This window comes from Sphingopyxis italica (genome assembly GCF_011926545.1).
Taxonomy (GTDB): Bacteria; Pseudomonadota; Alphaproteobacteria; order Sphingomonadales; family Sphingomonadaceae; genus Sphingopyxis; species Sphingopyxis italica.
Map to the genome: position 1 here is coordinate 727,953 of NZ_JAATIT010000001.1, position 15,179 is coordinate 743,131.

Annotated in this window: 17 protein-coding genes; 1 reads left to right on the forward strand and 16 read right to left on the reverse strand. The window is 61.8% G+C overall.

Annotation, left to right across the window (positions count from 1 at the left end):
• Window positions 1-50 precede the first annotated feature (50 nt).
• Window positions 51-836, forward strand: coding sequence for a 1,6-dihydroxycyclohexa-2,4-diene-1-carboxylate dehydrogenase (locus GGR90_RS03155; protein WP_037557649.1), 786 nt, complete (start codon window positions 51-53; stop codon window positions 834-836).
• An 11-nt stretch (window positions 837-847) separates the two neighbouring features.
• On the opposite strand, the gene GGR90_RS03160 is transcribed toward GGR90_RS03155, so the two are convergent.
• The 16 genes from GGR90_RS03160 to GGR90_RS03235 form a co-directional block, all read right to left on the reverse strand.
• Window positions 848-2,080: an NAD(P)/FAD-dependent oxidoreductase gene (locus GGR90_RS03160; protein WP_231732771.1), complete on the reverse strand. Its 1,233-nt coding sequence runs from the start codon at window positions 2,078-2,080 to the stop codon at window positions 848-850.
• A gap of 11 nt (window positions 2,081-2,091) precedes the next feature.
• Window positions 2,092-3,597, reverse strand: a complete 1,506-nt coding sequence (locus GGR90_RS03165) for an aldehyde dehydrogenase family protein (protein ID WP_037557648.1) — start codon at window positions 3,595-3,597, stop codon at window positions 2,092-2,094.
• 14 nt (window positions 3,598-3,611) lie between these two features.
• Entirely contained in the window at window positions 3,612-3,890 is a 279-nt protein-coding gene (locus tag GGR90_RS03170) for a 2Fe-2S iron-sulfur cluster binding domain-containing protein (protein WP_037557647.1), read from the reverse strand.
• Between the two features lie 5 nt (window positions 3,891-3,895).
• A complete protein-coding gene (locus GGR90_RS03175; RefSeq protein ID WP_037557646.1) occupies window positions 3,896-4,102 on the reverse strand; it encodes a 2-hydroxymuconate tautomerase in 207 nt (68 codons plus the stop codon).
• Window positions 4,102-4,872, reverse strand: coding sequence for a 2-keto-4-pentenoate hydratase (locus GGR90_RS03180; protein WP_037557645.1), 771 nt, complete (start codon window positions 4,870-4,872; stop codon window positions 4,102-4,104). Before GGR90_RS03180 ends, GGR90_RS03175 begins: the two co-directional genes overlap by 1 nt.
• Complete coding sequence (gene dmpG / locus GGR90_RS03185; RefSeq protein WP_037557643.1) at window positions 4,869-5,912, reverse strand: 4-hydroxy-2-oxovalerate aldolase; 1,044 nt, start codon at window positions 5,910-5,912, stop codon at window positions 4,869-4,871. Before dmpG ends, GGR90_RS03180 begins: the two co-directional genes overlap by 4 nt.
• Entirely contained in the window at window positions 5,909-6,844 is a 936-nt protein-coding gene (locus GGR90_RS03190) for an acetaldehyde dehydrogenase (acetylating) (protein WP_037557641.1), read from the reverse strand. Before GGR90_RS03190 ends, dmpG begins: the two co-directional genes overlap by 4 nt.
• Before the next feature lie 27 nt (window positions 6,845-6,871).
• Window positions 6,872-7,675 (reverse strand): 2-keto-4-pentenoate hydratase, encoded by an 804-nt coding sequence (locus GGR90_RS03195; protein ID WP_037557713.1) that lies wholly within the window; start codon window positions 7,673-7,675, stop codon window positions 6,872-6,874.
• Between the two features lie 2 nt (window positions 7,676-7,677).
• Entirely contained in the window at window positions 7,678-9,189 is a 1,512-nt protein-coding gene (locus GGR90_RS03200) for a 2-hydroxymuconic semialdehyde dehydrogenase (protein ID WP_167919380.1), read from the reverse strand.
• A complete protein-coding gene (locus GGR90_RS03205) occupies window positions 9,190-9,615 on the reverse strand; it encodes a GlcG/HbpS family heme-binding protein (protein WP_037557639.1) in 426 nt (141 codons plus the stop codon). It abuts the gene before it with no gap.
• A gap of 9 nt (window positions 9,616-9,624) precedes the next feature.
• A complete protein-coding gene (locus GGR90_RS03210) occupies window positions 9,625-10,548 on the reverse strand; it encodes a catechol 2,3-dioxygenase (protein ID WP_037557638.1) in 924 nt (307 codons plus the stop codon).
• Window positions 10,549-10,567: 19 nt separating this feature from the next.
• Complete coding sequence (locus GGR90_RS03215) at window positions 10,568-11,398, reverse strand: alpha/beta fold hydrolase (protein WP_231732772.1); 831 nt, start codon at window positions 11,396-11,398, stop codon at window positions 10,568-10,570.
• Window positions 11,399-11,586: 188 nt separating this feature from the next.
• Window positions 11,587-12,192 carry a glutathione transferase GstA gene (gstA, locus tag GGR90_RS03220; RefSeq protein WP_105998636.1) on the reverse strand — a complete coding sequence of 202 codons (606 nt, stop codon included), beginning with the start codon at window positions 12,190-12,192 and terminating at the stop codon, window positions 11,587-11,589.
• A gap of 73 nt (window positions 12,193-12,265) precedes the next feature.
• Entirely contained in the window at window positions 12,266-13,288 is a 1,023-nt protein-coding gene (locus GGR90_RS03225; protein ID WP_052182495.1) for a PdxA family dehydrogenase, read from the reverse strand.
• On the reverse strand, window positions 13,272-13,766 hold the full coding sequence (locus GGR90_RS03230; RefSeq protein WP_037557632.1) for an aromatic-ring-hydroxylating dioxygenase subunit beta: 495 nt from the start codon (window positions 13,764-13,766) through the stop codon (window positions 13,272-13,274). Before GGR90_RS03230 ends, GGR90_RS03225 begins: the two co-directional genes overlap by 17 nt.
• Window positions 13,763-15,175 carry an SRPBCC family protein gene (locus GGR90_RS03235; RefSeq protein WP_052182494.1) on the reverse strand — a complete coding sequence of 471 codons (1,413 nt, stop codon included), beginning with the start codon at window positions 15,173-15,175 and terminating at the stop codon, window positions 13,763-13,765. The genes GGR90_RS03230 and GGR90_RS03235 overlap by 4 nt, the downstream gene beginning before the upstream one ends.
• Between the last annotated feature and the right edge of the window lie 4 nt (window positions 15,176-15,179).

Sequence of the window (15,179 nt, forward strand, 5' to 3'; positions counted from 1 at the left end):
ATCCAGTTGATATTTATCAATTTTAGTTGCGCAATAATGGAGAGCTCACGATGATTTCCTCCGGGCGATATGCCGATAAAATTGCCGTGGTTACGGGCGGAGCCCAAGGCATCGGATTGGCGGTTGCGACCCGAATGGCCCGGGAAGGCGCGACAGTGACCATCGCTGACCGCGCCGAGGACGCCACGATGGCGGCCGTTGCGGGCCTTCGTTCCGACGGGCTCGACGCTTATGGTGAAATTCACGACCTTGAGAAAAGAGACGGCGCCTGTTCGCTTTACGGGAATGTGATCGAGCGGCATGGGCGCGTCGATGTCGCGGTCCATAATGTCGGCGGCACGATCTGGGCCAAGCCCTTCTGGGACTATTGCGCGGAGGAGATAGAGGCTGAGATCAACCGTTCGCTCTGGCCTACGATCTGGTGCTGTCATGCCGTGCTCCCGCATCTTTTGGCGGCGGGCCAGGGTGCGATCGTCAACGTCGGCTCGGTCGCGACGCGTGGGATCAACCGCTTGCCCTATGCCGCAGCGAAGGGCGGCGTTGCTGCGCTGACCGTGGCGCTTGCCCAGGATCTCGAAGACAGGCCCATTCGGGTCAATTGCGTGGCGCCAGGCGGCGTGAACGTCACGAGAGTCACACCCAGAAATCCGGCCGAGCCCACCGAGGCAGACAAGGCAGGGTTCGAGGCTGTCGTAAGGCAGACGCTGCGCGATACCCCGATGGCGCGCTTTGGCGAGGTCGACGAGATAGCTGCCGCCATCTGTTTTCTCGGCGCCCCCGAGGCCTCCTACATCACCGGACAGACGCTCTATGTTGCCGGAGGCGGGATAGGCTGAAGTTCGGGGACCTAGGAAGCAGACTTCTTCAATATTTCGCGCAGCGGGACATCGACATCGGCCAACTCCGCCGGTCCGACGCGCGCGCGGCGTTCGACAAGGCGCTTGGCGACTCCCATATCTGCCGACCGGTTCGCGGTCAGCGCGCCCATGACGAGATCTCCTGCGAGGAAGAATGCGCAAAAGGCATCATCCTCCACCCTCCCGCGCATGATGAGCTGCTGCTGCGCGTCGATGCGCCCGGTCACTTGTATGTTCAGATCATATTGGTCGCTCCAGAACCAGCACGGGCGGCAATATTCGACGGGTTGACCGAGCATGGCGGCCGCTGCAGCTGCGCCCTGCTCGGCTGCATTCTGATAGGTCTCCATTCGCACGCGGCCGCCGAAGAAGTCGGGTTGCTCGGCGACGTCGCCCGCGGCGAAGATGACGGGATTGCTGGTACGGCATTGCGCGTCGACTACGATCCCATTGCCGACGATCAGGCCGGCATCCGCTGCCAGTTCGACGGCCGGGACGATCCCGATACCCACAACAACTGCGTCGCAGGCAAGTTCTTCGCCATCATCGAGCTCGACGGCGCAGACTTTCGCGCCGCTCAGGCGAAGACCTTTGACCGATCGGCCGTAGAGCGCACGAACGCCCTGCATCCGGTGATGCTCGCCGAGCCAAGCTCCAAAATGGTCCCCGAGTGCCCGGATCATCGGCGAAGCGAACGGCTCAACAGCGGTAACATTGCAGCCCATTCGCCGCGCGCTGGCAGCAACCTCGGCGCCGATGACGCCCATTCCGATGATCACGATCTGCGCGCCGGGCCGCAGATCGGCGGCAAGGCCGGCGGCGTCGCCAAGGGTGCGAAGATGGTGCACATTGGCAGCCTCGGCCCCTGGCAAAGGCAGGCGGCGAGCGGCGCCGCCCGTTGCCAGGAGAATGCGGTCCGCCTGAACCGCTTCGCCGGACGCGAGCCTCAGCGCGCCGGCGCGCAGGTCGATCGCCGTTGTTCGCACGCCCAGGCGGAGCTCGACCTTGTTCGAGGCGTACCAATGCTCGTCATGAAGATAGAAGCTTCCAGAAGGCGTTCCGCCTTCCCACAGAAACTCCTTCGAAAGCGGCGGCCGTTCGTAAGGGCGCCACGGCTCCTCGCCGATGAGATGAATATGGCCGTCATAACCTGCGCTGCGCAGTGATTCCGCCGCCCTTGCGCCGGCCATGTTTGCGCCGACGACCGCAATGCTATTGATCACTATTGGTCACCCTATTGATCGAACATTCCAAGCTTGCCCTCGTCGAGGTTCACGATCACCGACTTCGTCTGGGTATAGTGGTTGAGCACCTCGTGACTAAACTCCCGGCCAAACCCGCTCTGCTTGTATCCGCCGAGCGGCATGTTTGGTTTGAGGTTATAATATCGGTTGATCCATACCGTCCCGGTTTCAAGCTTCCTTGCAATGCGATGCGCGCGCGCGAGGTCGCGGGTCCACACGCCGCCGGCGAGGCCGAAGCTCGTGTCATTGGCACGCGCCATCATCTCGTCCTCGTCGCGCCAGCTTTGCACTGTGGTAACAGGACCGAAGATCTCTTCTTGCGCAATTCGCATGTCGTTTGCGACCTTGGTGAAGATTGTCGGCTGGACGAAATGCCCTTTCGCGAGCCCGGCATCCGCCGAACGCGCGCCGCCGGCAAAGACCGTCGCCCCTTCCTCGATCGCGAGCGCGAGGTAGGATTCGATCTTCTCCATTTGCATAGTCGAAGCCTGCGCTCCGAGCTGCGTGGCAGGGTCCAGCGGATCGCCCTGCCTGATGTTGCCGAGCGCATCACGAAATTTCTCGAGAAACTCTTCCTCTATTGCCTCGTGAAGGAAGAGGCGCGACCCGGCGAGGCACACCTCGCCCTTGTTAAGGACGGTCGACATCGTTGCGCTCTCGACAGCCGCGTCGATATCGGCATCGGCACAAATGATGTGCGCCGATTTTCCGCCGAGTTCGAGCGTCTGCGGAATGATATTCGCCGAGGCATATTGGATCACGCGGCGCGCGGTCGCGACCGATCCCGTGAAAGCGACTTTGCGCACGTCGGGATGGGTTACGAGCGCCTCTCCGACGTCGGCCCCATAACCCGTGACGACATTCACCACACCCGGCGGCAGAATATCGGCCATCTCCACGAAAAATTCGAGCACCGAGAGGCATACCGTTTCGGCCGGCTTCAATACCACCGTATTGCCCGCCGCCAGAGCCGGCGCGATTTTGCACGCCATCATGAGCAGGGGAACATTCCACGGTATGATCTGGGCGCAGACGCCCAGCGGCTCGCGGTGCACGATGCCGATCGCATCGGGAAAGTCCAGCGTCTGGCCATGCAGGCCGTAGGCGGCACCCGCGAAGAGTTCGAACTGGCCGATCGCGTTGGGCAGGTCGAAATACAGCGACTCGCGGATGGGCTTACCGTTGTTCAGCGTTTCGAGGACGGCATATTCTTCAAGGCGCGCCTTGAGGCGGCGCGCAATTTCGTAAAGAAGGTCCTGCCGCTCCGCCGCGCTGCTCTGGGACCATGCGGGAAAGGCCGCTTTTGCCGCCGCCACGGCCCGACCAACATCGGCGGCGTTCCCAGCTTGAATTCGGGCGAGCGTCTCACCCGTAGCAGGGTTGAGCAGCGCGATTGTCTTGCCGCTGGCGCCCCCGACCCATTCTCCGCCAATCAGATGGCCATATTCGTCGCGAATGCCATAGTTGCTTTCAATCGCCTTCAGATTTGTCGACATGTCGCTTCTCCACCTTATTCCACAACTTCGATCGTCAGACGACCGAGAGGATAGAGCCGGCAAGCAAGGGCATAACCCGCCTGGAGCTCCGCGTCCGATACATGCGCCTTGCTCATCTTGCCGAGCCGATGCGCGCCTTCGATAACCCGTACCCGGCAGATTCCGCAGCCGCCGCCCCGGCATCCGACGCCGATGTCGCTCGCTCCGCTGCGCTCCATGGCAACGAGCACGCGCTCCCCGTCCGGGCATGGAAAGGCGCTGCCTCCCACGATTTCCACGAGATGCGGGCGCATAGCGACTATCCCCCGGACTCGCGCGCGCGCCGCGCGGCGAACGACTGGCCGCCAACTGCGAAATGTGCTGCGGGAACCTCACGCAGGATGACGCGAACCGACTCGATCGGCGCCCCGACGGCGGATACGGCGGCGTCGGTCAGCGCCGCGACGAGAGCTTCCTTCGCCTCCGGCGTTCGTCCCTCGAGCAAGGTGACCTCGATAATCGGCATCAGGCATCAACCCTGATCGAAACTGATCCGAGATTCTGGACAGTCGTGCGGATCGACTGACCCTTGGCAAGGGTCGGAGCAGCTGTGATCCCGCCCGCCAGGACGATATCCCCGGCCTCGATGCGCTCGCCGCCCTCCGACACCATGCGCGCGGCCGCAACGAGCGATCGTAGCGGATGCCCCAATATGGCGGCGCTGGACCCCACTTCGACGACTTCGCCGTCGATTTCGAGAATGACCCCGAGATTCGAGATATCCTGGTGCGGGTCGTTCCAGCTTCCGACGACAAAGCCCGAGGAAGAACTGTTGTCAGCGATGACATCGGCGAGCGCGAACTTGAAATTCTCGTATCGGCTGTCGATCACCTCCATCGCAGGCGCCACCGCGGCAACCGCGGCGAGCGCCTGGGCCATCGTAACCCTACCGGCGAGGGGAGCCGACATCAGGAAGGCGATTTCCGGCTCGATGCGTGGGTGGACGAAGTTAGCGAGCGCAAGGCTGCCCCCTTCCTCGATCAGCATCTTGTCGGTGAGTCGGCCCCAAGCCATCTGGTCGACGCCCACTTGTTGCATCTTGGCCCGGCTCGTGAGACCCATTTTGACGCCGACACGCCGCTCGCCGCGCTGGAGGCGACGATCGATGGACAGTCGCTGGATTTCATAAGCGTCCTCAACCGTCAGCTCGGGTCGGGCATGGGTCAACTGCGGCGTAGCCACGCGTTCGTGCGCGGCCCGGTCCAGGATTTCGGCCAGACTTGCCAAATCGCTCATTGCGACACCGCCAGTTCCTGGTCCCGAACGAGGTCGAGGGCGACATCGACGATCATATCTTCCTGGCCGCCGACCATCCGCCGCCTGCCGAGCTCGACCAGGATCTGGCGGGTATCGAGACCATATTGTTCGGCCGCCTTTTCGGCATGGCGCAGGAAACTGGAATAAACGCCTGCATAGCCCAAGCTGAGAGTCTCGCGATCGACGCGCACCGGGCGGTCCTGCAGTGGCCGCACAATATCTTCCGCGGCGTCCATCAAGCCCATCACGTCGCACCCGTGCTTCCAGCCCTTGCGATCGGCGGCGGCGATGAAAACCTCGAGGGGGGCATTGCCCGCCCCGGCACCCATGCCGGCGAGACTGGCGTCGATGCGCACCGCGCCGGCCTGCGCCGCGACGATCGAGTTTGCGACGCCGAGCGAGAGATTGTGATGCGCATGCATCCCGCGCTGCGTTTCGGGCTTGAGGACCCGATCGTAAGCTTCGAAGCGGGTCCGGACGCCGTCCATGTCGAGGGCTCCGCCGCTGTCGGTTACATAGATGCAATGGGCGCCATATCCCTCCATGAGCAAGGCTTGCTGCGCGAGCGCTTCGGGATCGATCATATGGCTCATCATCAGGAAGCCAGAGACGTCCATGCCGAGGTCCCGCGCAATCCCGATATGCTGCTTTGCAACGTCGGCTTCGGTGCAATGGGTAGCGACGCGCACCGAGCGGACGCCGAGACTGTGCGCGCGCCTCAGTTCCTCGACCGTTCCGATGCCCGGAACCAGAAGCGTCGTCAGCACCGCATGTTCGATGACATCAGCCGCTGCCTCGATCCACTCCCAATCGGTGTGGGCCCCAAACCCGTAATTAAAGGATGTCCCGTTGAGGCCGTCGCCATGCGAGACTTCGATGGCATCGACCCCGGCTGCGTCGAGCGCCTTTGCAATGGCTCGCACGCTGTCGGTGCCATACATGTGAAGGATGGCATGCATCCCGTCGCGGAGCGTTACATCCTGGATGTAAAGCGACTGGCTGGATGGATCGAAGGTCATGCTGCGATTCTCCCCGTCTGACGCACGAGGACTTCGGCGGCAGCCTTTGCCGCAGCGGTCATGATATCGAGGTTGCCGGCATATTTTGGCAAATAGTCGCCGGCGCCTTCGACCTCGAGGAAGACGCTGGTCTTCATTCCTTCGAATTCGCCATAGCCCGGGATCTTTAGCGGCCGGTTCGATCCGAACCGTTCGAACTGAATGTCCTGCTTCAATCGATACCCTGGCACATAACGCTGGACCTCGGCGACCATCGCCTTGACGGCATCGCAGACCAAGCTCTCGTCAACCAAGTCGGTCAGGGTGAAGATCGTGTCGCGCATGATCATCGGCGGGTCGGCCGGATTGAGAATGATGATCGCGCGGCCTTTGGCCGCTCCCCCAACAACCTCGATGCCCTTGGCCGTGGTGCGCGTGAACTCGTCGATATTGGCCCTTGTACCGGGTCCGGCCGACCGGGACGAAACCGACGCGACGATTTCCGCATAATGGACCGGCGTGACGCTCGACACCGCAGCGACAATCGGGATCGTCGCCTGTCCGCCGCACGTGACCATATTGATATTGCGAGCGCCCGAGGAGACCGCTGCGTTGACCGGCGGTACCACGAAAGGGCCGAGCGCGGCGGGCGTCAGATCGACGACAAGCTTTCCATCCGCTGCGAGGGCCTTGGCATGTTCGACATGCGCATAGGCTGAGGTCGCGTCGAAAACGAGCTCGATGTCAGGGTAATTCGTAAGCGCGCGCAGTCCATCGATACCTTCGTGGGTCGTGGTTACGCCGCGCGCGCGCGCCATCGCAAGGCCTTCGGAGGCGGGATCTATTCCTACCACAACGGCAAGTTCGAGTTCGCTCGAGCCCCGCAATATCTTGACCATGAGATCGGTGCCGATGTTGCCCGATCCGATGATCGCGCATTTCGTCTTCGCCATCTCTTTATCCCTTTCCGGTTGATCGCCTCAGCTTGCAAACGCCGCTTTGACGGTCCCGACTCCATTGATTCTGGCCTCGACGACGTCGCCGGCCGCGACGGTTGCCATGGGTCCGAGAGCGCCCGACAGAAGAACATCTCCGGCAAGAAGCGGACGGCCTTCGCGTGCCATGACGCGCGCCAGCCACAAGGAGGCACTGATCGGGCTGCCAAGACAGGCGACGCCCGCGCCGACAGAAACAGGCTCGCCGCGGCATTCCATCACCATCCCGCACGCGCGTAGGTCGAGCCCGTCGAGCTTGCGCGGAACGGCGCCAAGCACGAACAGACCGCTCGAAGCATTATCGGCGATGGTGTCCAAGATCCGGATGTCCCAATTGGCGATGCGGCTGTCCACGACCTCGATCGCGGGCACGACATATTCGACCGCCCGGATCAGTTCGGCGATCGTAAGGTCGGGCTGAAGGAGGTCGCGCCCGACCACGATCGCGATTTCCGCTTCGACCTTTGGCTGGATGACCCGCCCGAGCCCGATCGGCTCGCCCTCGGGCACATCCATATCAGCGAAGAGCATGCCATAGTCGGGCTGGTCCACGCCGAGCTGCTTCTGGACCGCCCGCGAGGTAAGCCCGATCTTGCGTCCGACGAGACGGCGCCCCGAGGAGAGTGCGTGGCGGGTGTTCAATTCCTGCACCGCATAGGCCGCCGCGACGCCACCGCCGCTGAGGCTTTCGCGAAGCGGGGGGATCGGCGAGCGCTTTTCGGCCGCCGTTCGCAGGGCGATCGCTGCTTCTTCAATGATGTCAGGGTCAAGTGTATTTTGTTCGGACATGATCATATCTTCACGCAGATGTTTTCGAGCTCGGTGTAGAATTCGAGGCTGTGCGCTCCGCCCTCGCGGCCTATTCCCGATTGCCCCGAACCGCCGAATGCCGTGCGCAGGTCGCGCAGGAACCAGCAGTTCACCCAGCACACGCCGACGGACATTGCCGCCGCGACGCGATGAGCTCGAGAGAGATTTTCTGTCCAGACGGTAGCGCACAGGCCATAATCCGTGTCGTTCGCCCAACTTATCGCGTCGTCTTCGGTGTCGAAGGGAATGATCCCGCAGCAAGGACCGAAAATCTCCTCCCGCATGACGGTCGAATCATGAGCGAGGCCGGTCCAGATTGTGGGTTCGACCCAGAACCCGCCCGCCGCCGCGGCATCGACGTTGGGTACCCCGCCGCCCGTAACGGCGATTGCCCCTTCGGCGATCGCCCGCTCATAATATCCGAGCACTTTCTGCCGATGTTCTTCGCTGATCATCGGCCCGAGGTAATGCGGATCACCCTTGTCCCCGGGTTTCAGTGCGCGAGCGGCAGCGGCAAGCTTGGCTACGAAAGGTTCGAAGACGGATTGCTCGACGTAGACACGCTCGGTCCCCAGGCACACTTGCCCGCTATTCAGAAAGGCGGCGCGCGAAATGCCTTCGGCTGCTTTCTCAAGATCGGCATCGGCGAAGACGATCGCTGGATTTTTGCCGCCGAGTTCGAAGCTGATGTCGCGAACGCCGACGGCAGCCTGCTTCATGATGGCTTGCCCGGTGCCGGTTTCGCCTGTGAAGGTGATGGCATCGACGTCCGGATGGGCGGTGAGGAACTCGCCTGCTGCGCCGGGGCCGAAGCCGTGGACGACGTTGTAGACCCCCGTGGGCATTCCGACCGCGTCCATCACTTCGCCGAGAAGGGCTGCCGTCCGCGGCGTCTCTTCGGACGGCTTGACGATCACGGTGTTCCCGCAGGCCAGCGCCGGGCCGACTTTCCAGGTCATCAGCAAGAGCGGGAAATTCCACGGGCAGACGACCGCGATGACACCCTTCGGTTTACGCACAGCGTAATTGATCGCACCGCTCCCGTCAGGCGTCGGGGTACCGAACGATTCTGTCGGGAGGGTCGTGACGATGTCGGCGAACATCCGGAAGTTCGACGCGCCGCGCGGAACATCGATGTGCGCCGCGACCGCTCTCGGCTTGCCCGTATCGGCCACTTCTGCATCGAGAAAGTCTTCCGAGCGCCGTTCGATCTCATCCGCAACAGCAGCGATGAGCCGAATGCGCTCGGCTGTTGTCATTTTGCCCCAAGGTCCTGTGAGCGCACGCTTGGCCGCCGCTACAGCGCGATCCACATCCTCACGGGTCGCCTCATGAACGCGCCCCGTCTCCCGACCGGTGGCGGGGTCGATGTTGGGGAACGTCGCCCCCGAGCCGCCCTTTACGAACCGTCCGTCGATAAAGTTCAAGATATCCGCAGCGACAGGTCGGTTTCTCTCTTCCGGTTCGACCGCAAGCTGTTGAACCTGTACCATTCAGAACTCCTTCGCACCAATCGAGGCGGCGGCTGCCCGGGCGCAGGCGATGTCGAACTCCTCGGAGCCGCCCGAGACTCCAATTCCCCCGATGCAATTCCCATCGACTATGATCGGGACACCGCCGCCGAACATCACGACCCGCGGCTGATGCGCGATGCCGTTGCATAAGGCTTCGGAGCCCGAGACCAGTTCGTAGACCGCTGCCGTCGGCACTTTGAAACTTGCGGCCGTGAAGGCTTTGTCCTGAGCGATCTTTTCGGAGTGAAAGGGAGCCGCGCCGCCTTTCAGGAACGCGACCAGTTCCCCCGACGCGCCCACGACCGCAGCGACCACGGGCGTTCCGCCGGCGGTGCCATGCCCTACGGCAGCGGCGACCGCCTCCAAGGCGGACCCGTGTGCAATCGTGTGGTAGTTTTCGACCATCGCAGGAAGTCAGGTATTGACGGTCATGAAGCGGTCGTTGAGCGCCTTTTCATAATAGAAAATCGCCTTGCCCGCCTGTTCGACGCCCCACGACCGGCGAGGATTATCGGGGTAATAATCATAACCGCCGGCAAAGGTCTCGTTCCGATTTCCCGAAGGGTCGAAGAAATATATGGTCTGACCACGCGTGATACCGTGGCGCGTCGGGCCGATATCGAGTGAGATATCATAGCGACTGATGATATCGGCAGCATTTCCGACGTCGTTCCAGGATTCCAGGCGGAACGATGTATGGTGGATTTTCGCATCCTCGGGGCCTGCAAGGAACGCGATATCGTGAGCCTTATTGCTACAGCTCAGGAAGATGCCGAGCCGAGTGCCGCTCGCTTCGTCGACGAGTTCCTCGGTAACGGAAAAATCGAGCGCTTCGACGAAGATTCGCGCCGATCCCGCGACATCGATGCCGTTGAGCGCCGAGTGATCATATCGCATAGCGCGCATGCCGCGCGGCTCACTGTGCCAGACGTCCGGGTTCTTTGTGGGAGGACCGTCTGCCGATAATTCCATGTCGGCGTAAAGGTCGAAGATATGCCCGGTAGGAACCGCGAAGCGCAGCTTGCGTCCGACGCCCTCTTCCTCGCCCGCGGTGATCCATTCGACGTCGACGCCGGTGGCTTGCAAACGGTCTGCGAATATTTCGAGGTCGCTGTCGCGGCAAACCTTGAAGCCGATCCGATCAAGACCGGGCATATCCGCCTCGCGCAGGATGACGCTGTGTCGATCGAATTCGTCGAACCCGCGGAAAAATGCCCGGTCACCCGAACGACCGACGAGTTCCAGCCCGATCCGGTCGCGATAATGGGGGATGGCCTCCTCGAGATCGAGGACGCGCATCTGGACAAAGCCTGGTCGCATCACGCCTGTAATTGCCATCACCGCTCTCCCGGGAAATTTAAAATTTTAGGCCGTGACTGAAAAATTCGATCACGGCGCGATTGAAACTGGCCATCCGCTCGATCTGTACCCAATGGCCACACTCTCCAAAGAAGCGGACGTCTGAGTGTGTGATCAGGTTTCCGAGGCGCAGCGACACCTCTTGCGGAATGACTTGGTCGGCCTTGCCGTGCAGGACGAGCACTTCATGGGGAAGCGCGGCGATATCTTCCTCGCGGCTCGACAGCATAGCAATATTGGCCTGCCGGTCGGAACCGCCGAACGTCGCATGATAGGGCTCATGCGCTCCTGGGCGGATGCTCGCGTGATAACGGGAGTCGATCAGATCGTCGGTCAGCCGGCTCTGGTCCCATGCGAGCATCTTCAGCGACTCATGCATCATTTCGCGGGATGGCTCATAACCCCAGACGAAATCGAGCGCCGGCGTGAGCGGGAATTCAAGTCCAGCCGCTCCCATCAAAACGGCACGATCGACCCTGTCGGGATGGGCGATCATGAAGGCGAGCGTCACGCCGCCGCCGAAGGAATTTCCGACCATCGAGACCTGGTCGATTTCCAGGTCGTCGAGAAGACGGACCAGTTGATTGGTCCAGATGGCCTTGTCGGTGATCCGACCCACCGAGTCGCTGTAGCCGAAGCCAATCATGTCGGGAGCAATGACCCGGAATTCCTTAGCAATCTCGGGCATATTAAGCCGCCAGTTCGCCCATGCCGTGACCCCGGGGCCCGAACCGTGGACGAGGAGGACCGGCCTGCCCTCGCCGGTGTCATGATAGTTGGTTTTGATCCCGTCAGCGACGAATGTCTTGCCGATTTCGGGCCGGACCATGTCGGGCGCCGAACTCATTGGCCAGCAACCATGTAATCATCATGTCGGGCGACCTGCCCCCAAACGGCTTCAAGCATCACTCAATCTCCGTTCCACGGGCCATCATGTCGCAGCCCTCTTGGGACAATGGTTTGCACCATGAGAAACGCGTTTGCAACCGGTAAATGAAACCGGCGCCTCTGATGCGGTCACTTCAGGCTCTCGGCTCGCACGGCTTCGAGGACACCGGGCTCCTCTTCCATGCGGGCGCGGTAGCGCGTCAAAGCGGGGAAGCCCGCGAGACCGATCTCCACTCGAGAGGGCCACCCGAGGATGCAATAGAGATAGGCGTCGGCCACGGTGAAGGCGTCCCCGAAGCAATAATCCTTGTCGGTCAATTCCAGGTCGAGCGCTTGGAGATGGTGCATGACGTCCCGCTTTGCCTCAGCGCGGATCTCCGGCCCCGCGGTTTTGGAGAAGAGCGGCACGAAGCTCTTGTGCAGCTCGGAGGCGATGAAGCTCAGGCTGTCCGTCAGCGTGTAGCGAGCGATTGTTCCGGCCGGCGGGGCGAGCCCCGCGCGCGGTGCCAAGTCGGCAACATAGAGAAGGATCGCTATCGTCTCTGTGAGAAGCTCGCCCGAATCCAGAAGGAGAGCAGGGATTTTTCCCGAAGGCTTTATCGACCGGAAGTCGGCCCCATGCTCGGTTCTGCGCGTGGGCATGTCGACTTTTTCAATATCGAACGCTGCCCCTATCCGGCGCAGCGCGATGTGCGGTGCCAGCGAGCAAAGGCCAGGCGCATAGTAAAGGAGCATCTCATTTCCTTATGGACGACTTGGAGCACAGCGCGCGAATGGCCGTGCTTCACGCCGGAGTTGGGCCGGCGCGTCAGCGATCAACCTCGGAAAAGCCCTTTCCCGCGGTCAGCACCCCACAAGTCCGCATGGCACTCAGCATCATCGATGGATCGGCTTTGCCCGTTCCCACAATGTCATATGCCGTGCCGTGTGCGACCGACATATGGAGATAGGGCGGCCCCATCATGATCACGCAGTTTCCCGAGAATCCCCATGTCTTGACGGCTATGTGGCCTTGGTCGTGAAACATCGCTAGCACGAGATCGTATCGGCCTTCGATACATTGGCGAAAGACGGTATCGGGCGCGGATGGTCCATCGACATTGATGCCGCGCGCGCGCGCGCGCGCGACTCCTGGACCGATGGCACGATCTTCCTCATCGCCGATGGCATGAGGATTGAGACCCGCGACCACGATCCTGGGGTTGGCGACGCCCCAGCTTCGAAGCGCCGCGTCGATTTGCTGTAGGGCGGTATCGATCAACTCGGGCGTGATGAGGTCGCAGACCGCCCGAATCGACATATGATCGGTGAGGTGGGCGACACGGAGCGGTCCGGTGAGGAGGAGCAGATAACTCTCGCCCGGCGTCGGGCTGATCACCATATCCAGCTTTCCCGCCAGTTTAAGCGATCCGGTGCTGATCGGACCCATCACTGTGCCGGCGAAGACCCCGTCGCGCGCGAGCGCATCGAGTTCGGCTAGCCACTTGGCGGTCGCAATGCCCGATTCGAGCGTATCTTTCGCGAAGGGGAGCGCGCGGTCGTCCAGCGCACCTGTATCCAGGATATCGATGACTGCCGGGTCGTCGCTGAGCGGCTCGAGCGAACGCATGACACGCAGGCGGGCCGACACTTTAGTCAGGTCAAGCGCTCGTTCGACCGAGGCCGCCGACCCCACTAATAGGGGAACCGACACCTCATGCACGCGGCCTGACGCCCAGGCGCGAACGGTAACCTCGGGTCCGATGCCTGCCGGCTCGCCGACCATGGTACCGATGCAGGGCCGGAATCCGGCCTGCTGCGACGCTACGCCGACCTCAAATGCTGTAGACATCGAGCATCGTCTGCGCGAGGTCGTTGATGACGACGGTATATTTGCGTTTTATCACAAAGGCGTCGCCCATCGGTTCGAGATCGTAAATGGCCGACCCACTGTAGACGGTCGGCCGATCCTCCAAGACCGAGGTCACCGACCAATTCGTCCGCGCCCGAATGACGTCGTCCTCATGGTCGACCGCGAGCAGGCAAAAGATATGGGAAGTGCGCGGGGCCGGCGAACTGGCCGACGACCGGCCCGTCCGAATGCGATAGACGCGGTCCTCGAGCCCTGCCCGGGTCGGATAATAGATCAGCGAAATCTCGCGCCTTGGGTCCTCGGTCAATCGGCCGCTGTCATCCCACGCGGGGACCCAATATTCGGCATCGGGATGATATAGATCGATCCAGCTATCCCAATCCTTGGCATCGAGAGCGGCCGCTTCGCGCCCGAGAAATCGCTGGATCGCGGTCCATTGCGCAACTTCGCTGCTCATTTCGCCATCTCCGGCTTCGGGGGTAACGCGCGCTCGGCCTCTTCGCTCGCAATGGCTCCGCGCATGCGCAATATCCATTCGTCGTGGATCGCGACGTAAAGCCCCTCGTCGGCCACCGCCGTGCCGCTAAGGATGGCGTCGACGCCCAGGGCTTCGCCGTGGCTGCTGACGCCTTGCACCCACCGTGTCGATCCCCGCGACATGTCGTTCATCCGGCCAGCCCCGCCACCGAAACCGACCTGGCAATTGTTGAACTCGGTCAGGTCGTCCGGCGTAGCCATGCCGCTTGCATTGAAGAAATCTTCATACTGGCGGATGCGCAAGGCGCGGGCGTCGTCACTCTCACCCACCGGAGCTATGCAGTAGGTTGTCACCTCGGTCTCATCCACCGAGATGGGCCGGATGATACGGATCTGGGTGCTCGTCTGGTCCATGAGGAAGACGTTAGGGAACAGCTCCAGATTGCGTATCCGGCCGTTCATCCAGGTAGCGCGCTCTTCGCCGCGCTCGCGCTTCAACCAGTCCAGGATTTCGTAATTCGGCCGGTCCTGATAGTTTGCATAGTCATTCCAGAGCACGCAATGGCCGTTGTCGAAGGAGAAAGAGCCGCCCTCGAGCTGAGCCCAGCGACCGAAATCGAACGCCCTGGTATCGTTCTTCGATGTCCCGTCGACCCGGCGTGCGACCGTCATGAAGTAATTCGCGTGCACCGTGCCGATATGATAGCCGTCGAGGCCATTTTCGACCTGCAGCTTCCAGTTCCCTCGATAGCGGTAGCGCGTAGCGCCTGGAAGAACTTCGAGCTTCTCTTCGACCGACTGATCAACCATGAGATCGATGAATGTCTTCGCGCCCGCGAGATAGTCCTCAAGAGGAACGACCTCGGGGTTGAGACTGGCGAAAATGAAGCCCCGGTAAATCTCGATGCGCGCAACATGTTCTAGACCATAGTCTTCCCGCTTGAAGCCCGGCGCGTAGCCACCCCCAGCCTCATCTGTCACGTCGAGGAGTTGGCCCGCGGGATTATAGGTCCAACCGTGGAAGGGGCAGGTGAAGTTGCGGCGGTTTCCGCTCTTCTCGCGGCAAACGCGCGCGCCGCGGTGCGCGCAGGCATTGATCAGACAATGCAATTCCCCGGCCCGGTCGCGGGTCAGGATGACGGGCTGGCGGCCGATAAAAGTCGTGAGAAAGTCGTTCGGCTTTGCGACTTGGCTCTCGTGCGCAATGAAGACCCAGTTGCGCTCGAAGATATATTTCAGCTCGAGAGCGAACACGTCCGCGTCGGTAAAGGCCTCCCGGTCGATCTGAAAGCGGCCGCTTCCCTCGTCTTTTACGAGCCATGCATCGATACGCGAACGCAGTGATTCAAGCTCTGCCACGGCTGCGCCGTTTCCGTCAGGTTGCAACATCCTC